Annotated in this window: 13 protein-coding genes and 1 tRNA gene; 6 read left to right on the forward strand and 8 right to left on the reverse strand. The window is 71.0% G+C overall.

Annotated features, from left to right (window positions below; all coding sequences use genetic code 11):
• Window positions 1–7: 7 nt before the first annotated feature.
• The 6 genes from ACO2Q0_RS17115 to ACO2Q0_RS17140 form a co-directional block, all read right to left on the reverse strand.
• A complete protein-coding gene (locus ACO2Q0_RS17115; protein ID WP_423352731.1) occupies window positions 8–1,582 on the reverse strand; it encodes an AMP-binding protein in 1,575 nt (524 codons plus the stop codon).
• The gene (locus ACO2Q0_RS17120; protein ID WP_423352732.1) at window positions 1,579–3,189 is read right to left on the reverse strand and encodes a carboxylesterase/lipase family protein; all 1,611 of its coding nucleotides are present in this window, start codon (window positions 3,187–3,189) and stop codon (window positions 1,579–1,581) included. Before ACO2Q0_RS17120 ends, ACO2Q0_RS17115 begins: the two co-directional genes overlap by 4 nt.
• Window positions 3,186–4,484, reverse strand: a complete 1,299-nt coding sequence (locus tag ACO2Q0_RS17125; RefSeq protein ID WP_423352733.1) for a spinster family MFS transporter — start codon at window positions 4,482–4,484, stop codon at window positions 3,186–3,188. The genes ACO2Q0_RS17120 and ACO2Q0_RS17125 overlap by 4 nt, the downstream gene beginning before the upstream one ends.
• A 3-nt stretch (window positions 4,485–4,487) precedes the next feature.
• Window positions 4,488–6,767, reverse strand: a complete 2,280-nt coding sequence (locus ACO2Q0_RS17130) for a TonB-dependent receptor (RefSeq protein ID WP_423352734.1) — start codon at window positions 6,765–6,767, stop codon at window positions 4,488–4,490.
• A gap of 139 nt (window positions 6,768–6,906) precedes the next feature.
• Window positions 6,907–7,839, reverse strand: a complete 933-nt coding sequence (locus tag ACO2Q0_RS17135; protein WP_423352735.1) for an alginate O-acetyltransferase AlgX-related protein — start codon at window positions 7,837–7,839, stop codon at window positions 6,907–6,909.
• A gap of 44 nt (window positions 7,840–7,883) precedes the next feature.
• A tRNA-Met gene (locus ACO2Q0_RS17140) sits at window positions 7,884–7,960 on the reverse strand.
• A 96-nt stretch (window positions 7,961–8,056) separates the two neighbouring features.
• On the opposite strand from ACO2Q0_RS17140, the gene ACO2Q0_RS17145 reads away from it, so the two are divergent.
• From ACO2Q0_RS17145 to ACO2Q0_RS17155, 3 genes are read left to right on the forward strand one after another with little or no spacing between them, the layout of a single operon-like run.
• On the forward strand, window positions 8,057–9,097 hold the full coding sequence (locus ACO2Q0_RS17145; protein WP_423352736.1) for a glycosyltransferase: 1,041 nt from the start codon (window positions 8,057–8,059) through the stop codon (window positions 9,095–9,097).
• On the forward strand, window positions 9,097–10,863 hold the full coding sequence (gene asnB / locus ACO2Q0_RS17150) for an asparagine synthase (glutamine-hydrolyzing) (RefSeq protein ID WP_423352737.1): 1,767 nt from the start codon (window positions 9,097–9,099) through the stop codon (window positions 10,861–10,863). Before ACO2Q0_RS17145 ends, asnB begins: the two co-directional genes overlap by 1 nt.
• The gene (locus ACO2Q0_RS17155) at window positions 10,863–12,125 is read left to right on the forward strand and encodes a PQQ-dependent sugar dehydrogenase (protein ID WP_423352738.1); all 1,263 of its coding nucleotides are present in this window, start codon (window positions 10,863–10,865) and stop codon (window positions 12,123–12,125) included. The genes asnB and ACO2Q0_RS17155 overlap by 1 nt, the downstream gene beginning before the upstream one ends.
• Here ACO2Q0_RS17155 and ACO2Q0_RS17160 read toward each other — a convergent pair.
• The gene (locus ACO2Q0_RS17160) at window positions 12,122–13,234 is read right to left on the reverse strand and encodes an NAD(P)/FAD-dependent oxidoreductase (protein ID WP_423352739.1); all 1,113 of its coding nucleotides are present in this window, start codon (window positions 13,232–13,234) and stop codon (window positions 12,122–12,124) included. The two genes, ACO2Q0_RS17155 and ACO2Q0_RS17160, sit on opposite strands and share 4 nt — an antisense overlap.
• A 185-nt stretch (window positions 13,235–13,419) precedes the next feature.
• Window positions 13,420–14,082 (reverse strand): TetR/AcrR family transcriptional regulator, encoded by a 663-nt coding sequence (locus tag ACO2Q0_RS17165; RefSeq protein WP_423352740.1) that lies wholly within the window; start codon window positions 14,080–14,082, stop codon window positions 13,420–13,422.
• Window positions 14,083–14,226: 144 nt separating this feature from the next.
• Between ACO2Q0_RS17165 and ACO2Q0_RS17170 the strand changes: the two genes are divergently transcribed.
• The 3 genes from ACO2Q0_RS17170 (at window position 14,227) to ACO2Q0_RS17180 (ending at window position 17,705) form a co-directional block, all read left to right on the forward strand.
• Window positions 14,227–15,525 carry a tetratricopeptide repeat protein gene (locus tag ACO2Q0_RS17170; RefSeq protein WP_423352741.1) on the forward strand — a complete coding sequence of 433 codons (1,299 nt, stop codon included), beginning with the start codon at window positions 14,227–14,229 and terminating at the stop codon, window positions 15,523–15,525.
• A gap of 122 nt (window positions 15,526–15,647) precedes the next feature.
• Window positions 15,648–16,793: a serine hydrolase domain-containing protein gene (locus ACO2Q0_RS17175; protein WP_423352742.1), complete on the forward strand. Its 1,146-nt coding sequence runs from the start codon at window positions 15,648–15,650 to the stop codon at window positions 16,791–16,793.
• A gap of 36 nt (window positions 16,794–16,829) precedes the next feature.
• Window positions 16,830–17,705, forward strand: a complete 876-nt coding sequence (locus tag ACO2Q0_RS17180; protein ID WP_423352743.1) for a lipid kinase — start codon at window positions 16,830–16,832, stop codon at window positions 17,703–17,705.
• The last annotated feature ends 103 nt before the right edge of the window (window positions 17,706–17,808 follow it).

The following is a 17,808-nucleotide window of genomic DNA, read 5'->3' on the forward strand; positions in this document are numbered from 1 at the left end:
GGCAGCGTCAAGTCGCCGTCCCCGCCCCGTACTCGGCCCGCAGCCGCAGCTTGTCGATCTTGCCCGTTGCAGCGAGCGGCATGCTTTCAAGACGCACAATCGCATCCGGAATCCACCAGCTCGCCACCCGGCCCTTGAGCGGCTCCAGCAGGGCGGCGTCGCTCGCCCCCGGCTCCCGAAGTTCGACCAGCAGGATCGGCCGCTCGCCCCACTTCGGGTCGATCCGCCCGATCACCGCCGCCAGCGACACCTCCGGAAGGGCGCCGACCACGGCCTCGATCTCGGCCGGGTTGATCCACTCGCCGCCGGACTTGATCAGGTCCTTGGCCCGGCCGGTTATCGCCAGGTTTCCGTCGTCGTCGATCCGCGCCAGGTCGCCGGTGGCGAACCAGCCCTCCGCGTCGGTCGCCTTCGCCGTCTCGCCGAAATAGCGCTCCACGACTGCGGCGCCGCGCACGTGCAGGTGGCCCTCGGCGTTGCGCTGCTGCGGCAGCGGCCGGCCCTCGGCGTCCGCCACCATCAGGTCGACGCCCACGGCGGGACGTCCCGACAGGGCCGGATCGCGAACCGGATCGCCCGGCGCGGCTACGACGCCGGACGGCGACAGCTCGGTCATGCCCCAGCTGGTCTGGACGATGACGCCCAGCCGCTCTTCCAGGCGGGCCATCAGGGCGGGCGGCATCGGCGCGCCGCCGACGATGATCCGCTTCAGGCTCGGCAGCTCCAGCCCCGCGGCCTCCACATGCTCCAACAGGCCGAGCCAGACGGTCGGTACGCCCACGGCCACCGTCACCCCCTCCTTGAGGATCAGCTTGGCCAGGCTCGCGCCGTCCGCGTTGCGGCCGGGCAGGACCAGCTTGGCCCCCACCGCCGGCGCCGCGAACGGCAGGCCCCAGGCGTTGGCGTGGAACATGGGCACCACCGTCAGCACGGCGTCCGCGCCCGACAGCGCCATGGTGTCCACCTGCAGCGCCCGCATCGTGTGCAGAAAGCTGGCGCGGTGGGTGTAGGTCACGCCCTTGGGGGCGCCGGTCGTGCCCGACGTGAAGCAGAGGCCGCAGGGCGCGGTCTCGTCGAACCCGCCCCACACGTAGCCGTCGGACGCTCCGGCGATCAGCGGCTCCAGCGCGAGCGCATCGCCCATCGCCGGACCGTCGATGACCAGCAGCAGGAGGTCCTGCGGGACATGCCCGGCGATCTGCTCGGCCAGCCCCACGAGGTCGGCGCCGGCGACCAGGATTCCGACCTCCGAGCGCTCCACCATCGCCGCCAGGTGAGCGGCGGTCAGGCGCGGGTTCAGCGTATGGCACACCGCGCCCATGCCCATGATCGCGTACCAGGCCTCGACGTGGGCCTGGGTGTTCCAGGCCAGCGTGGCGACGCGCCCGCCGACGCCGACGCCCATGCCCGCCAGCACCGCCGAGATCCGCTGGCTGCGGGCCTTGAGCTCGGCATAGCCGATCCGCGCGACGCTTCCGTCCTCGCGGGCGGTCACGACCTCGGCCGTCGGCCGCCACTTCGCAGCGTGCTCCAGGAACTTGTCGAGCGTCAGCGCGAAGGGCTGCATGGCTCCGTCGATCATCGGCGCTCCGGAGGCTCAGGCGGCAGCGGCGGCGACACGACGCCGACATTCCAGTTCCAGGGGGTTTTCCCCTCGACGCGGCGGCGGCGCACCACCGCCTCGTTCAGTTCGTACATGCCGGGCATCAGCCGCTCGGCGGGCCGTGGCGCATCCTCGAAGGCCATGTAGGCGCGGGTCTCGCCGTAAGGCCGCCAGCCGCCGCCGGGCGCGCCCGTCTTCACGAAGTTCGCCCAGGCGCCCTGGATCGCCTCCGTCAGCCGCGTCTCCGTGCTGGAGGCGGGGGGCTTCGGCCAACCCGTCGGCGTCCGGTCGTGCGTGCCGAAGACGTAGGGGATTTCGGCGGCGTGGAAGGCGTGCAGGTCCAGGGCGTTGGCCGCGGGCCAGCCGTGGTCGAAGAGATAGAGGAAGCCGGGCTGGCCGAGCTCGGTCTGCTTGCGCACCAGCCGTTCCGCCGTCCAGCCGTAGAGCGCGTCGCGGGTGGTCGCCAGGATGCTCTCGCCCATGTCGGTGGCGGGATAGAGCCGCAGGAACGCGTCGGCGAGGTCGCCGTACCGCGCGCGGATCTCGCGTTCATAGTCGGCCGCGCTCGCGGGCTTCGGCGGCGCCAGGCGGCGCAGGGAGCGGATCTCGCCCGCGTTGAACCCGGCCAGGATCGGGACCGGCGCCTGCTCACCCCGGTCGAACGCCTCGACGGGCTGGTTCAGCACCTTGCCGTCCACGGACCCCAGCGGGAAGAAGCCCGTCTTCGGCGCCTTGTCGATCAGCTGAACGCCGTCCATCGCCCGCAGCGCCGCCAGGTCGGCGGCGCCGATCTGCTGGGCCAGCCGCGCGCCGGCCGCCTCGGCAGGCTCCAGCCCGAACCGGTTCGCCTTCAGCTCGGGCGTCGAGATCATGTAGGCGCTCTGCAGGATCGCCTTGTCGAACAGCCCCCGCGCCAGCGGCGAGGCCATCAGGTACATGACGCTCAGGCCGCCCGCGGATTCGCCGGCGACGGTCACCTTGGCCGGATCGCCGCCGAAGGCTGCGATGTTGCGCTTCACCCAAGTGAGCGCCGCGATCTGGTCCAGCAGGCCGTAGTTGCCCGAGACGCCGTCGGGGCTTTCCGCCGACAGCGCCGGGTGCGCCAGGTAGCCCAGCACGCCCAGGCGATAGTTGATCGAGACCACGACGATGCCGCGCTTCGCCAGGGCCGCGCCGTCGTACATGCTCTCGCGGCTGGAGCCCGTGACCAGCGAACCGCCGTGGATCCACACCATCACCGGCGCGGCCTTGGCGTCCTTCGGCGCCCAGACGTTCAGCGTCAGGCAGTCCTCGGAGAGCTGCGGCAGGTCGCTGGAATAGATCCCGCCCGGCGGCATCCGTGGCTGCAGGCAAGCCGGGCCGAAGTCCCTGGCCTCGCGCACGCCGGTCCAGGGCGCGAGCGGCGCCGGCGGCTTCCAGCGACGCTGGCCGGTGGGCGGCGCGGCGTAGGGGATGCCCTTGAAGACGCCGAGCCCGCCCGCGGCCTCGCCGCGCACCGCGCCGGCCGGGGCCTGGACGACCGGCCCCGCCGCGAGCGCCGGGGCGCCCAGCACCAGGGCCAGCACGGCTCCAAGCAGAGCCCTCACGCCCGCGCCTCCTCGCGCTTCAGCACCCGCGCCAGGACCAGGAACAGGCCGATGGCCACGGCGTAGATCGGCGTCAGGGCGTAGAAGGCGAGCTGCAGCGAATTGCCGGGATGGGTCGCCTTCATCGCGTCGCTGACCGCGCCCACCAAGGTGGGGCCCACGCCCATGCCGATCAGGTTCATCACCAGCAGCAGCAGCGCCCCCGACAGCACCCGCTGCTCCGGCGCCACCTCCTCCTGCACCAGGGCCACGGCCGACGAGAGGTAGAAGTAGTTCAGGAAGGTCGGGAACAGCAGGAAGACCAGTGCGAGCGGCCAGTCGGGCGCCCAGACAAACGCCAGGTAGGGCGTGATCGCCAGGGTCAGGGTCAAGGCCGGGACCAGGGCGTAGGCGGCCTTGGTCCTGCGCGTATAGCGGTCGATCACCCGGCCCGAGGCGAAGATCCCACCGCCCATGCCGACCGCCACGACGATGGCGTACCAGAGCGACACGTCGGGCAGGGTCATGCCCTTCTCGCGCATCAGGAACAGCGTGGTGAAGTTGCCCGCGCCGTAGGTGACGATCTGGGTCGCCGCGCTGGCCAGCGCCGCCAGCAACAGGGCCGGCGTGCCGAAGAACATCCTGACGGTGGGCCAGAAGCGGGCGGGCGCCGGCTTCGGCGCCCCGGCGGCCCGGTCCAGGCCGCCGCGTTCGGGCTCGCGCACCCCGAACAGCACGACGAGCGCCGTGACCAAGCCTACGGCGCCGATCAGCAGGAAGGCCGCCCGCCAGCTGAAGGCCGCCGCGATCGCCGCCCCGAACGCCACGCCCAGCGCTTGGCCGATCGGCGGGCCCAGGTTGAAGAGGCCCAGCGCCGTACCCCGGCGGCCGGGCGGGAAGTAGTCGGTGATGATGGCGTAGGACGGCGGCACGCCGCCCGCCTCGCCGATGCCCACCGTCATCCTCGCCAGCACGAGCTGCGGATAGTTGGCCGACAGGCCGCAGGCCATGGTCGCCGCGCTCCACAGCCCGCAGGCCGCCGCCAGCACCCGCGTCCGGTTCGTCCGGTCCGCCAGCCAGCCGACCGGGATCGAGATCAGGCAGTAGAACAGAGCGAAGTAGAGGCCGCTGATCAGGCCGAGCTGGCCGTCGGTGACGCCCAGCTCGTCCTGGATCGGCTTGGCCAGGATCGACAGGAGCTGCCGGTCCAGGAAGTTCAGCACATAGACGAAGCAGAGGATCCCCAGCACCCAGCCGCCGCCTTTCAGCGGCCGCTGGGCGCCGGCCTCGGCCGCGGCGCGGGGAGGGTGCGCCATGGCCTAGAAGTCGTAGCCGACGCGCACGCCCACCGTGCGCGGCCGCTGCTCGGCGTATCGGCTCACCAGGAAGGCTTCCGGGTGCACGTAGGTGACCTTGCGGCTGTTGAAGAGGTTCTCGACGTAGGCCCCCACCGTCCACTTGTCGAAGGCCACCGCGAAGGCCGCGTTCACGTTGGTGTAGGCCTCGGTGTAGTCATAGGTCGGCTGCAGCACGCCCGGCCGGCCCGGGATGTACGGGAACATGCCCGGGAACTTGCCGACGTGCGAGACGGTCGCCGACAGGTTGGCCCGCGCTTCCGGCGTCAGGTCCCAGCCGTAGTTGATGTTCGCCGAGCCCTGGAACCTGGGCGACGCCAGCCGCACGCCTTCGCCGGCGCCCGAGATAGCCGCCTCCGTGGGCGACAGCTTGGAGACCTCGGCTTCGTTGAAGGCGCCGTTCACGCCGATGGTCAGGCCCTCCATCGGCAGGGCGATGACCTCGAACTCGACGCCCCGGCTGAACGCCGCCCCGATGTTGGTGGCGAACTGCACCGAGTCCGACACCCGGTTGGCCTGCACCTGGATGTTCTTCCAGTCGATCCAGTAGGCGGCGACGTTGGCGGTCAGGCGGCCGCCGAGGAAGCAGCCCTTCAGCCCGATCTCGTAGTTCGTCAGGTCGTCGGAGTCGGCGCCGGCCGGGATGATGATGTCGTTCGGGTTGACCACGCTGGGCCGCCCGGCGAAACCGTTGACCACCGGCGTGCGGAAGCCCGTCGAGAGCGTGGCGTAGGTGGTGAGGCTCGGCACGGGCTTGTACGAGACGCTGACCTTGTACGAGGGCCCGGTCTCCTTGGCCTTCACGCCGGTGACCGGGGCCACCTGGGTGACGGTCAGCGCCCGGTTGTTGCCCGGCGTCAGCGCCTGGGCCAGGTAGTTGCTGGTGTAACCGCCCTCGACGAACGACTGCGCTTCGAACCCGCCGTAGCGCAGGCCGCCCGTCACCCAGAGCTGGTCGCTGAAGCGGTAGGTCACCTCGCCGAAGCCGGCGAGTTCCTGCGATTTCGTGTGGTTGTACTGGCGCTGGTAGTACTCGTCCGGCAGGCCGGTGAAGCCACGGAAGGCCAGGTAGTCCGGACGCGAGCGGTAGTTGTAGTCGACGTCCAGACGGCGATCGAGGAAGAAGCCGCCGATCGTCCAGTCCCACCGGCCGCCGGGGTCCGAGGCCAGCCGGACTTCCTCGACGAAGGTGTCCATGTAGGCGGTCGCGTCGAGGCCGAAGGCGATGCTGGTCGGCGTCGGCGTCGCGCCCACCGGCAGGAAGGTGCCCGCCAGGTCGACGAAGAACTTCTGGTCGAAGCCCGACAGCGTCGAGGAGCTGGTGAACTGGGCGCCGTCGAACTGGTACTCGACCGTCGCGTTGTAGCTGGCCAGTTGCCCCTGGAAGAGGTCCAGCCGGTCGGTCGCCCGCTTGTCGTGGCCCAGGACCGGATTGATCAGCGAGGAATCCCGCGGCTCGCTGTCCTCGTACGAGGCCATGAGCTTGACCGACAGCCGGTCGGTCGGCTCCCACAGCAGCGCCACCCGGCCGCCGAAGGCGTCGAGCTCGTTCGAGTTCTTCTTCGCGGCCAGGCCGATGTTGTCGACATAGCCCTCTTCCTTGCGCACGAAGCCCACGGCGCGGATGGCCAGCTTGTCCTGCACCAGGGGCACGTTGACCATGGCGTTGTAGCGCTGGCGCACGCTGTCGTCGCCGGTCAGGCCGATGTCCACCAACGCCGCGGCGTCGAACGCCTTGGTGTCCGGCCGCTTCGTCAGGATGCGCAGCGCGCCCGACAGCGAGCCCGAGCCGAACAGCGTGCCCTGAGGCCCGCGCAGGAACTCCACCCGCTCCACGTCGAACAGGTTGGGGTCCAGCACCGTGGTGTTGCCGATCGTCGAGATCGGCAGCTCGTCGATATAGACGGCCACCGTGCTCTGCAGGTTGGCGCCGTAGCCGTTGGTGGCGATGCCGCGGGCGGTGAAGTTGTTGAAGTTGGCCGACGGCCGGTTCAGCACCACGCCGGGCGTCTCGACCGCCAGGCCCTCGTAGCCCACGATGCCCTTGGCGGTCAGCGCCTCCTGAGAATAGGCGGTGACGCTCAGCGGAACGTCCTGCAGCCGCTCGGTGCGGCGGGTCGCCGTGACGATCACCTCGCCCACCTCGGGCGCGGCGCGGGTCTCCTGCGACGTCGATTGAGCCAGCGCCGGCGCGGCGGCGAGCAGCGACCCGGCGCACGCCGAGCCCAGTAGAAGCGCCTTCATCAGCCTTCCCTCCCTATCGGCCGGTCGTTGACGCCTGCCGTGACGGGAAGATGCGACGCAGCTTCATCGCGAGTCAATACTCACTATCGCGAGTGTGAATATCTGCGTTCTGCGAGCGGGCGGTGGATCCGTGGGCGGCTCAGGCGCTCGGCAGGGTGACGAGGAAGCGCTCGGCGGCTTCGCTGATCACGATGTCGGCCCGCAGCGCCTCCACGCGGTCCCACTGGATGCTCTTGCCCCAGTGGAACGCCACCTCGGCAAAGAGGGCCGAGAGCGCGGCGCCGAGACCGAATTCGTACGAGAAACTGTCGCCGAAGATCACCAACCGGCGCTGGTCCGGTGCGTCGGGATTGTGGATGCCGTAGGCGCTCCCGGTGTTGCGCCCCGTCGTTTGCCGGGCGTGGTGTTCGAAGACATAGGGTCCGTTTGCCAGCAGCTCCAGGGCGTCGACCAGCGGCGGGTCCCCGAAGAAGTGCACCGGCAGGTCGTGCGTCGTCCGCACCCGGCGGCAGGCGAATCGCAGGGTCTCGATGTCCGCACCGACGCCGAGCCGCGCAGCGAGCGCGCCGACCGTGACCAGGCATCCCGAGGCCGTCCAGTGCGAGTTGCGCCGGGCCCAGATGGGTGCAGCGGTCTTGGCGGCGATCAGGTCATCGGCGGCGTAGTAGATCGAATCTCCAGTCGGGAGCCGGCGCAGCAGTTGCATCAGCGGCCGCTGGTCGGGGGATGGCGGCTGGCGCCACCGCATCTCCGGCATCACAACCTGCTTCTCGGGCAGGATCAGGTTGCACAGGGTCACGCCTCGCCGCTGGGCTTCGGCCTCGCGCTTGGCCAGCAACGCCGCCCACGCCGCGAACCAGGCATCGTCGATGTTCACCCGGCCGGCGTACTGCTTCTCCCAGTTGTTCGTGCCGAGGCCCACGAACAGGTGCCCGTCCAGGCCCGCGACGGCGGTCTGACGCGGCGCCGCCGTGCCCTGCTTCAGCACGCCCGGCGTCAGCGCCGCGGCGGCTTCGTTGGCGATGTCGTGCTGCAGGATCTCCGCCGGCGTCAGGCGCAACGTCTCGGTCATCCGGTACGCCTACAGCTAAGCCTTGGGGGAAGCCAAGGGGACCGTGGTAGCTGGGGGCGGGCTCGAACCGCCGACCTGTGGGTTATGAATCCACCGCTCTAACCAGCTGAGCTACCCAGCCACGGTCGCCTCAAGCGAGGTGGGGCTTATAGGGGTTCGCCTTCGCCGCTTCAAGCGCTTGGGCTTCGACGATTTGCGCTCTACGGTCGCGCCCGCGATGAGCGTCCTCCACCTCCTGGGAACGGCCGGCGACGGCGGGGCCGAGACCTACTTCGTAAGCCTGGTCGAGGCGCTGGCGCGCGCGGGCGTGCCGCAGGCCGCCGCAATCCGGCGCCACCCGGAGCGGGAGGCGCGGCTCAAGGCCGCGGGCGTGCCGGTGCGAACCCTGCCCTTCGGCGGTCCCATAGACCTGATCACCCGCACGGCGGCCTCGGGATTCGCCGCCGTTCACGGGACGAAGGTGGCGCTGGCCTGGATGAACCGCGCCGCCCGCCACACGCCGCGTGGACCCCCAAAGGGAGGATGGGCGCGGATCGGCCGTCTCGGCGGCTACTACAATCTCAAATACTATCGGAACTTCGACCACCTGGTGGCCAACACCGAGGACATCGCCGACTGGGTCGTGAGCCAGGGCTGGCCGGCGGGCAAGGTCACCTGCATCCCCAACTTCGCGACGGCGCCCAGCGACGTCCCGGGGCTGGACCGGGCCAGCCTCGACACCCCCGCGGGCGCGCCGCTGCTGCTCGGCATGGGCCGCCTCCACGACTCGAAGGCTCACGACGTCTCGCTCCAGGCGCTGACGAAGCTGCCCGACGCCTACCTCTGGATCGCCGGCGCAGGCCCTTTGGAGGCCAAGCTGCAGGGCATGGCGACGGCGCTCGGCGTCGCCGACCGCGTGCGCTTCCTCGGCTGGCGCACCGACGCCTCGGCGCTGTATCGCGCGGCCGACGTCTGCGTCTTCCCCTCGCGCTACGAGCCGCTGGGCAATGTGGTCATCCAGGCCTGGGCCCACGGCCTGCCGGTCGTCGCCGCCGAGAGCCAGGGGCCGAAGGCGCTGATCACGCCGGATAAGGACGGGCTGCTGGTGCCCGTCGACGATCCGGACGCCCTTGCGCACGCCGTCCGCAAGGTGCTGTCCGAGCCGGTGCTCGCCTCGCGCATGACTCGGGCCGGCGAGAAGCGCGTTCAGGCCGATTTCTCGGAGGCCGCCGTGGTCGGCCGCTGGAAGGCCCTCTTCGCCGATTTCGGAGCCCTCTGATGTGCGGCATCGCGGGCCAGGTCGGCGGCGATGCGGCCGCCGGGCCGATGATCGACGCCCTGAAGCACCGCGGCCCCGACGGCGTGCGGGTGGAGCAGCTGCCGGGCGCCGCGCTCGCCCACGCCCGCCTCTCGATCATCGACCTGGAATGCGGCTGGCAGCCGCTGCACGCCTCGGGCGGGACGGTCATCGGCAACGGCGAGATCTACAACTACGTCGAGCTCGTGCGGGATCATGGCCTCGACCCCGCCACCGGCTCCGACTTCGAGCCGCTGCTGCACCTCTACGCCCGCGAGGGCGAGGCGGCCTTCGACCGGCTTCGCGGCATGTACGCGCTCTGCCTGATCGGCCCTGACGGGCGCGCATTCCTCGCCCGCGACCCCTTCGGCATCAAGCCGCTCTACATCATGGAGCATGCCGGCGGCCTCGCCTTCGCCTCCGAACCCCGCGCCTTCTTCGCCGCCGGAATGATGCGGCCCGAACTCGACGAAACCGCCGCCCGCGAGCTGCTCGGCTTCAACTACACGGTCGGCGAACGCACGCCGTTCCGCGGCCTCCGCCGCTTGGCCCCCGGCGAGATCCTCGAAGTCCGCGACGGCCGCATCGTCAGCGGCAGGCGGCGGCGCTGGAATGCTCCGCTCCTCCCCCGTGCTACGGGGGAGGTGGCGGCGAAGCCGACGGAGGGGACGTCCGCCCACAGCGCCGCTTCGCGGTCCCCCACTCCCGCCAGGGCGGGGGAGGAGCGGGACCTCATCGCCCAGCTCGACGCGGTCCTCGAGGACAGCGTCAGGGTCCACCAGCGCTCGGACGTGCCCTACGGCCTCTTCCTCTCGGGCGGGATCGACTCCGCGGCCATCGCCACGCTGATGCGCCGCCTGGCCGAGCGACCCGTCACCGCCTTCACCTGCGGCTTCGACTCGGAAGGCGCCGCCGACGAGCGGTCGCAGGCCGAGGCGGTGGCGCGGGCGCTCGATCTCGACTGGCGCGAGACCCGCTTCGGGGAGGAGGATTTCTGGCGGATCCTGCCTCAGGTGGCGTGGGCGCTGGACGATCCCACCGCCGACTACGCCACTCTGCCCACCTACAAGCTCGCGGAGGCCGCCCGGGGCACGCTGACCGTCGTGCTCACCGGCGAGGGCGGCGACGAACTCTTCGCCGGCTACGGCCGCTATCGCCGCGCCCTGCGGCCCGCCTGGCTGGGCGGTCGCCCCGCCGAGCCGCGCGGCGCGGATCAAGAAGCCCTCGCCGCCTGGCGCGCCGCCGCCAAGGCTCCGCCCGGCCTGAGCCCGCTGCAGCAGGCGCAGTGGGCCGACATCGCCACGTGGCTGCCGAACGACCTGCTGCTGAAGCTCGACCGCTGCCTGATGGCTCACGGCCTGGAGGGCCGCACGCCCTTCCTCGACCCCGAGGTGGCTCGCTTCGCCTGGTCGCTGCCCGACGGCGTCAAGGTGCGCGGCGGCTTCGGCAAGTGGCTGCTGCGCCGGTGGCTGGAGCGCGCCTGCCCCGCCGCCCGCCCCTGGGCCAGGAAGCAGGGCTTCACCGTCCCCGTCGACGCCTGGATCGCCCCGCGCGCCGCCGACCTCGCCGCCCGCATCGGCCAGGTCGAGGCCGTCCGCCGCCTCGCCCCGGACGCCGCCACGGTCATGCGCGACGGCGAAGGCGCCCGCCGCTGGCCGCTGCTGTTCTTCGCGCTGTGGGCACTTATTCATCTCGAGGGCGCTTCTCCTGAAGACGCGCTCGTTTCCTTGCTGGGAGCCCCCGCCTGATGACCTTCGCCCGAACCCGAGGCCGCCTGACGTCCGCGGCCGCCGCCGCCCTCGTCCTTGCCGCGTGCGGCCAGCCCACCAGCGCCCAACAGCCGGCCGCGAACCCGGGCGGGTCGCCGGTCCAGACCAAACCCGCCAACGCGCCTGGCCAGCAGCCGGCCTTCCCCGGCCAGACCCGCGCGCCCGAGGCGAAGTCGAATGTGGCCTACCAGGTCTCGGACTACGTCACCGGTCTGCAGAAGCCCTGGGGCCTGGCCTTCCTGCCGAACGGCGGGCTGCTGATCACCGAGAAGCCCGGCCGACTGCGCGTCTTCGAAGGCGGCAAGCTCTCCGAGCCCGTCGCGGGCCTTCCGTCCGGCCTCGACCCGCGCGACCAGGGCGGCCTGCTGGGCGTGGCTCTGGACCCCGCCTACGGCAAGAACGGCCTCGTCTATCTGAGCTACGCCGAGGTCCACCCGGACGGGAAGACCAACACCGCCGTCGCCCGCGGCCGCCTCGTCTCCGCGACGAGCCAGCCGCCGCGCCTGGAGAACGTCCAGGTGATCTGGCGGCAGAAGCCGTCGTGGGATTCCACAAAGCACTACGGGTCGCGCCTGGTCTTCGCCCGTGACGGCACGCTGTTCGTCACCACAGGCGAGCGCTCGGTCACGAGCGGCCGCATGCAGGCCCAGAACCTGCAGATGGCTCTGGGCAAGATCATCCGCATCAACGCCGACGGTTCGATCCCGCGCGACAACCCCTTCGTCGACCGCAAGGACGCCCTGCCCGAGATCTACGCCTACGGTATCCGCAACAGCCAGGCCGCCGCCCTCCATCCGCGCACCGGCGAGCTCTGGGAGGTCGAGCACGGCACGCGCGGAGGCGACGAGCTGAACATCATCCGCAAGGGCCGCGACTACGGCTGGCCGACCATCGCCTACGGCGTGGAATACGCCGGCGGCCCGATCACCGGCGGCATCACCCAGAAGCAGGGCATGGAGCAGCCGCTCTACTACTGGGACCCCGTGATCGCGCCCTCAGGCATGGCCTTCTACGACGCCGCCCTGTTCCCGGCCTGGAAGGGCAGCCTGTTTGTCGGCGGCCTCGCCGACAAGCGACTGACCCGCCTCGTGCTCGACGGCGACAAGGTGGTGGGCGAGGAGCGCCTGCTGGCGGAAGTGGGCGAGCGCCTGCGCGACGTCATCGTCGGCCCGGACGGCGCGCTCTACGTCGCCACCGACAGCGACAATGGCCGCGTGCTGAAGGTGACGCCCAAGCGCTAAAGCCCGAGCCGCCCCGCCGCCGCCTCGCCGATCGCCATCGACGAGGTGAGGCCGGGGCTCTCGATCCCGAACAGGGTGATCAGCCCGCCGATGCCATGAACGTCGGCGCCGTCGATGCGGAAGTCGGCCTGCGGCTCCCCGGGCCCGTGGATCTTCGGTCGCACGCCGGCGTAGTCGGGGGCCAGCGACCCCTCGGGCAGGCCCGGCCAGAACTTGCGGATGTAGCGATAGAAGCCCTCCGCCGCGTCCGGATCGACGACGTAGTCCGGCTCGTCCACGTACGAGAGGTCCGGCCCGAACACCGCCTGCCCGCCCAGGTCGCGGCGGTAGTGGGTGCCGAGCGCGCCCGGAATCGGCGGCGGATAGATCAGGCGGGCGAACGGCGCCTTGCCCTGGAGCCGGAAGTACATGCCCTTGCCGTAGTGCGCCTCAGGGATCACCTCGGCCGGGAAGCCCTCGATATGCGCGGCCACGCCCTGCGCCGACAGGCCCGGCGCAGTCACCAGATAGCGGCAGGTCAGCGTGGTCGGCTCGGCGCCGCCAGCGCGCACCTCGAAGCCCCCGTCGTCCAGCGGGGCGGCGCTCTCGAAGGGCGTCGACAGCACCACGGCCCCGCCGGCCGCCTCGATCTCGCCCTGCAGCGCCAGCATGTAGCCGTGGCTGTCGAACACGCCGCTCTCCGGTGAGATCAGCGCCGCCGCGCACGACAGCTCCGGCTCCAGCGCGAGGGCCTCGTCGCGCGTCAGCATCCGCATCCCCTCGACGTCGTTCGTCGTCGCCTGCTCCAGGATGGCCTCCAGGCGCGGGATCTCGTCCTGGGTCGTGGCCACCACCAGCTTGCCGCAGCGGTCGTAGGCGACGTGGTGGGCGTCCAGGAAGGCGTACAGCATCCGCCGGCCGCTCACGCACAGCCGCGCCTTCAGGGAGCCCGTCGGATAGTAGAGGCCGCCGTGGATGACCTCGGAATTGCGCGAGGAGACGCCCTGGCCGATGGCCGCGTCCTGTTCCAGCACCGCCACGGTCAGCCCGCGCCGGCTGAGCGCATAGCCGCATGCCAGCCCCACGGCGCCCGCGCCGACGACCACCGCATCGAAATCGAACTCGGCCATGATGCTCGGTAGCCGCCGCCCCCCGCATTGTCATCCCGGAAGCCGCGCAGCGGCCGTCCGGGACCCATAAGCGCCGGATTCTTGAAGCTGTTCCGCTGAACGGCCCCGGCCTACCGGCCGACATCGGCCTCTATGGGTCCCGGTCTTTCGCTTGCGCGAAAACCGGGGCGACACGGAACGCTGCGCTACCGAGCCTCGAAACAGAGCCGGATCGTCTCGCGGAACATCATCGCCTGCTTGCCGATCGCGCGGTCGTCCTGCAGCGCCTTCGCCAGCGTCATGCCGCCGTAGGTCAGCGTCAGAAGGCTGTCGGCCAGGTCGGCGAGTTCGACCTTCGCCTTCGGCGGATACACCGCGGCGATCTCCTCCAGCCAGGCGCGGAACAGGCCGCGCCAGGCCTTCACGCTGTCGATCGTCATGGCCCGGGTCGCGCCGTCCCAGATCAGGTCCTGGAAGGTGATCGTGGCGACCATGCAGCCCGGATGGGCGTCGACCAGTTCGTCCATGGCCTCGGCATAGAACTTCAGGAAGATCAGGAAGCTGTGCAGCGGGTCGTCGGACAGCTCGCGCGCCCGTTCGGCCATGTCGTCGAGGAACGACTGATTGCGCGCAATGTAGCGTTCCACCAGCTGGCGGGCGAGGTCGGTCTTGTCCTTGAAGTGGTAGAAGAAGCCGCTCTTGGTGATGCCGGCGGCCTCCACCAGCTCCTCGATCGACGTGGCCCCGAAACCCTTCCGGATCACGGCTTCCTGGGCGAGGTCCAGCAGCCGCTCGCGCGTACGCTCGCCCTTGGTCCGGGGCTCGGACTGCACTCCCGGTACAGTTTTGATCTCGATGGAGCCGTCCATCGTCCCGCGCTTCGTGTCCTTAGAGATCTCAGCGGCTTCAAAAATAACGCAAATCGGCGAACAGCGCGAACCGACCGCGCATCTCCTAGAGCAGATTGGCCGAAAGAAATACCCCTCACCGCCCCAAAGCGAGGAGAATGAAAGATGTCGGTCAGGGACCACCACGGGCTGGAATTGTCCGGCGCCAGCGCGTTTGCGGCTGAAAAATTCCAACAGGCGCTGCACGCCTACTACTGCTTCTACGGCGACGGCATGGCCCCGCTCGACGAGGCGATCGCCGACAGCCCGCGGTTCGTGATGGCGCACGTGCTGAAGGCCTATATGACGCTCATCGGCGAGAACACCGCGACCGCCATGCAGGGCGTCGCCGCCTTCGAAGCCGCCAAGGACCTCAACGCCAACAGCCGCGAGCTTGGCCACTTGGCCGCGATCGGCAGCCTGCTGGCGGGCGAGGTGCGGGGCGCCGCGAGGATCCTGGAGGACGTCTCCGTCGCCTGCCCCCGCGACGTGCTGGCCCTGCAGGCCGGCCAGACCTTCGACTTCCTGCTGGGGGATTCCCGCATGCTCCGCGACCGGATCACGCGGGCGCTGCCGGCCTGGTCGGAGGGCATGCCCGACCGCCACGCCGTCCTCGGCATGCTGTCGTTCGGCTACGAGGAGACGGGCCTCTACGCCCAGGCCGAGGCCGCCGGCCGCGCCGCCGTCGCACTGGAGCCGACCAACAACTGGGCCCAGCACGGCGTCGCCCACGTGCTGGAGATGCAGGACCGCCGCCCCGAGGGCGTCGCCTGGATGACCCGCGAGAACACCGCCTGGCAGCCGGAGAGCACGCTCGCCGTGCACAACTGGTGGCACCTGGCGCTCTTCCATCTGGGCTTGGGCGAAACCGACGAGGTGCTGCGCCTGTTCGACGGCCCGATCTTCGGCCAGCCGTCCAACCGCGCCTTCGACATGCTGGACGCCGCAGCCCTGCTCTGGCGCCTGGACATGCTGGGCGTGGACGTCGGCGACCGCTGGACCGTCGTTTCGGACACCTTCGCCACCGAGCCCTTCGGCGCATCGGCCTTCGTCGACAGCCACGCGGTCATGGCCCACGCCAAGGCCGGCCGGATGGACGAGGCGCGCGCCGTGGTCGAGGCCCAGGACGCGGCGATCTCCGGCCCCGGCGACAACGCCTACTTCGCCCGCGAGGTCGGCAAGCCGCTCTGCCAGGCCTACCTCGCCTTCGCCCAAGGCGACCACGCCCGCACCTGCGAGCTGCTCCGCGGCGTTCGCAACCGGTCGGCCCGCTTCGGCGGCAGCCACGCCCAGCGCGACGTCATCGACCTGACCCTGATCGCCGCCGCCGGCCGCTCGGGCGACCAAGCCCTGAAGCGCGCCCTCGAAGCCGAACGCGCCGCCGCCCTGCCGCACCCCGAACTGGCTGCCCGCCTCGCGGCGTAGCCAGGGGGACGGGCGGCGGCTCTGCCCCGATGTCCCGCCGTCCGTCCCCGCCCCCCTTTCCGAGGGCTTCTCTTTGTCGGCGCAGCCTCTACCTTACGGTCCATAACTTCGGGGGAAACACCATGCGTCATCTGCTGCTCGCCGCCGCCGCGGCCGCCCTTCTCGCCGCGCCGGCTGCCGCCCAGCAGGCGGTCAAGCCCGGCGTCCCCTCCATCCTGCAGTGGAGCCCCGAGCAGCAGAAGGCCTGGTACCCGGCCATCGAGACCGCCTACCGCGTCAACACCATCAAGGCGGGCGGCAAGGTCCATCCCCTGCCCAAGGCCGCCAAGCAGCTCCCCGACGCGCTCTCCGACGCCTACATGGCGCAGAACGACGTCTCCGGCTTCCTGGTCATCAAGGACGGCAAGATCGTCGCCGAACGCTACGGCCTCGACCGCAAGCCGCAGGATCGCTGGACCAGCTTCTCGGTCGCCAAGTCGGTGACCTCGACCCTGGTCGGCGCCGCCATCGCCGACGGCAAGATCAAGGGCGAGGACGCCCTCGTCACCGACTACATCCCCGAGCTCAAGGGCTCCGGCTACGACGGCGTCACGGTCCGCCAGCTCCTGATGATGAGCTCGGGCGTCAAGTGGAACGAGGATTACACCGACCCCAACTCCGATGTGGCCCGGGCCGGCACGGCGATCGTCGAGCCGGGCGTCAATCCGCTGGTCAGCTACATGCGCAAGCTGCCCCGCGCCAACGAGCCGGGCACGAAGTTCACCTACAACACCGGCGAGACCGATCTCGTCGGCATCCTGGTCTCCAACGCCGTCGGCAAGAGCCTGTCGGCGTACGCCTCGGAGAAGATCTGGAAGCCCTACGGCATGGAGCGCGACGCCGTCTGGGTCACCGACCTCGCCGGCCATGAGCGCGGCGGCTGCTGCATCTCGATGACGCTCCGCGACTACGGCCGCCTGGGCCAGTTCATCCTCGATGGCGGCAAGGCGGCGGGCAAGCAGGTCGTCCCGCCCGAGTTCGTGGCCCGGGCCACCTCGCCCCAGATCAAGAACGGCGCGCCCGAACGCGGCTACGGTTACTTCTGGTGGATGCCGGTCTCCGGCGCCTTCGAAGGCCGCGGCATCTTCGGCCAGTCGGTCACGGTCTTCCCCGAGGACCGCATCGTCATCGTGCTGAACGCCGCCTGGCCCGAGGCCACCAAGCGCGAGCGCTCGATGGCCCGCACGGCCTTCCTGAACAGCGTCCGTGAAGCGGCGAAGGGGCTCTAGCCGAGCCTTTTCGCGGGCTGAGCCGTTCAGCATCCGGTGACGCGCACAGCCCTCCTCGTCCGCAACGGCGGGAAGCCGGCCGACTGGCTGGCGCCGGTGATCGCGCGGCTGGCGGACGCCGGCGTCGCGGTCCGCGACAACCCCACCGCCTCCGTCGAAGCCTGTTGCGAGGCCATACGACGCGAGGGCCAGAGCGCCGACGCCATCATCGTGGCCGGCGGCGACGGAACCCTGGCGGGCGCCGCGCCGGCGCTGATTGAGGCGAAGAAGCCGCTGGGCGTCCTGCCGCTCGGCACCGCCAACGACCTCGCCCGCACCCTGGCGATCCCGGCCGATCCGCTGCGCGCCGCCGGGATCATCGCCGCGGGCAAGACCCGCCGCATCGACCTGGGGACCGCCAACGGCCGGCCTTTCTTCAACGTCGCCAGCGTCGGCCTCGCCGCCGACATCGCCCGCAGCCTGCAGGACGGCGAGAAGCGTGCGCTGGGCCGCTTCGCCTACGCCGCCGCCGCCGCCCGGGTGCTGCTCCGCGCCCGCCAGTTCCACGCCGAGATCGAAGCCCATGGCGAGGGCGGCGACGGCGTCCTCCACACGCGCAGCTACCAGGTCGCCATCGGCAACGGCCGCTACCACGGCGGCGGCGTGGCCGTGCGCGAGGACGCCGAGATCGACGACGGCCGGCTCATGCTCTACTCGCTGGAGCCGGGCAGCCTCTGGAAGGTCGCGCTCCTCGCGCCCCTGTTCCGCCGCGGCCGCCACGCCCGCTGGGACGAGGTCCGCACCGCCACCGCGCGGGCGATGACCCTCCGCACCGACCGCCCCATGCCCGTGAACGTCGATGGCGACATCGTCACCGAGACGCCGCTGGAGCTGGGCGTCCTGCCCCGGGCGATCGAGGTGTTCGCGCCCTGATCCCGAGAGCGGAGCGTCCAAGCCCCGCCCCACGTCGGGCCACGTACCGAATGTACAGGCTCGCAACGCGACTCCACCGCACCTCGTTGAGGCGCCCCGCGTC

Source organism: Phenylobacterium sp. VNQ135 (genome assembly GCF_049445735.1).
In the GTDB taxonomy this organism is placed as follows: Bacteria; Pseudomonadota; Alphaproteobacteria; order Caulobacterales; family Caulobacteraceae; genus Phenylobacterium.

Excerpts from the sequence above, each read along its gene's own strand:
- ACO2Q0_RS17135 (WP_423352735.1), bottom strand. The coding sequence starts at position 7,839 with ATGACCGAGACGTTGCGCCTGACGCCGGCGGAGATCCTGCAGCACGAC.
- ACO2Q0_RS17175 (WP_423352742.1), top strand. The coding sequence starts at position 15,648 with ATGCGTCATCTGCTGCTCGCCGCCGCCGCGGCCGCCCTTCTCGCCGCG.
- ACO2Q0_RS17160 (WP_423352739.1), bottom strand. The coding sequence starts at position 13,234 with ATGGCCGAGTTCGATTTCGATGCGGTGGTCGTCGGCGCGGGCGCCGTG.
- ACO2Q0_RS17130 (WP_423352734.1), bottom strand. The coding sequence starts at position 6,767 with ATGAAGGCGCTTCTACTGGGCTCGGCGTGCGCCGGGTCGCTGCTCGCC.
- ACO2Q0_RS17165 (WP_423352740.1), bottom strand. The coding sequence starts at position 14,082 with ATGGACGGCTCCATCGAGATCAAAACTGTACCGGGAGTGCAGTCCGAG.
- ACO2Q0_RS17145 (WP_423352736.1), top strand. The coding sequence starts at position 8,057 with ATGAGCGTCCTCCACCTCCTGGGAACGGCCGGCGACGGCGGGGCCGAG.
- asnB (WP_423352737.1), top strand. The coding sequence starts at position 9,097 with ATGTGCGGCATCGCGGGCCAGGTCGGCGGCGATGCGGCCGCCGGGCCG.
- ACO2Q0_RS17115 (WP_423352731.1), bottom strand. The coding sequence starts at position 1,582 with ATGATCGACGGAGCCATGCAGCCCTTCGCGCTGACGCTCGACAAGTTC.
- ACO2Q0_RS17125 (WP_423352733.1), bottom strand. The coding sequence starts at position 4,484 with ATGGCGCACCCTCCCCGCGCCGCGGCCGAGGCCGGCGCCCAGCGGCCG.
- ACO2Q0_RS17155 (WP_423352738.1), top strand. The coding sequence starts at position 10,863 with ATGACCTTCGCCCGAACCCGAGGCCGCCTGACGTCCGCGGCCGCCGCC.
- ACO2Q0_RS17170 (WP_423352741.1), top strand. The coding sequence starts at position 14,227 with ATGTCGGTCAGGGACCACCACGGGCTGGAATTGTCCGGCGCCAGCGCG.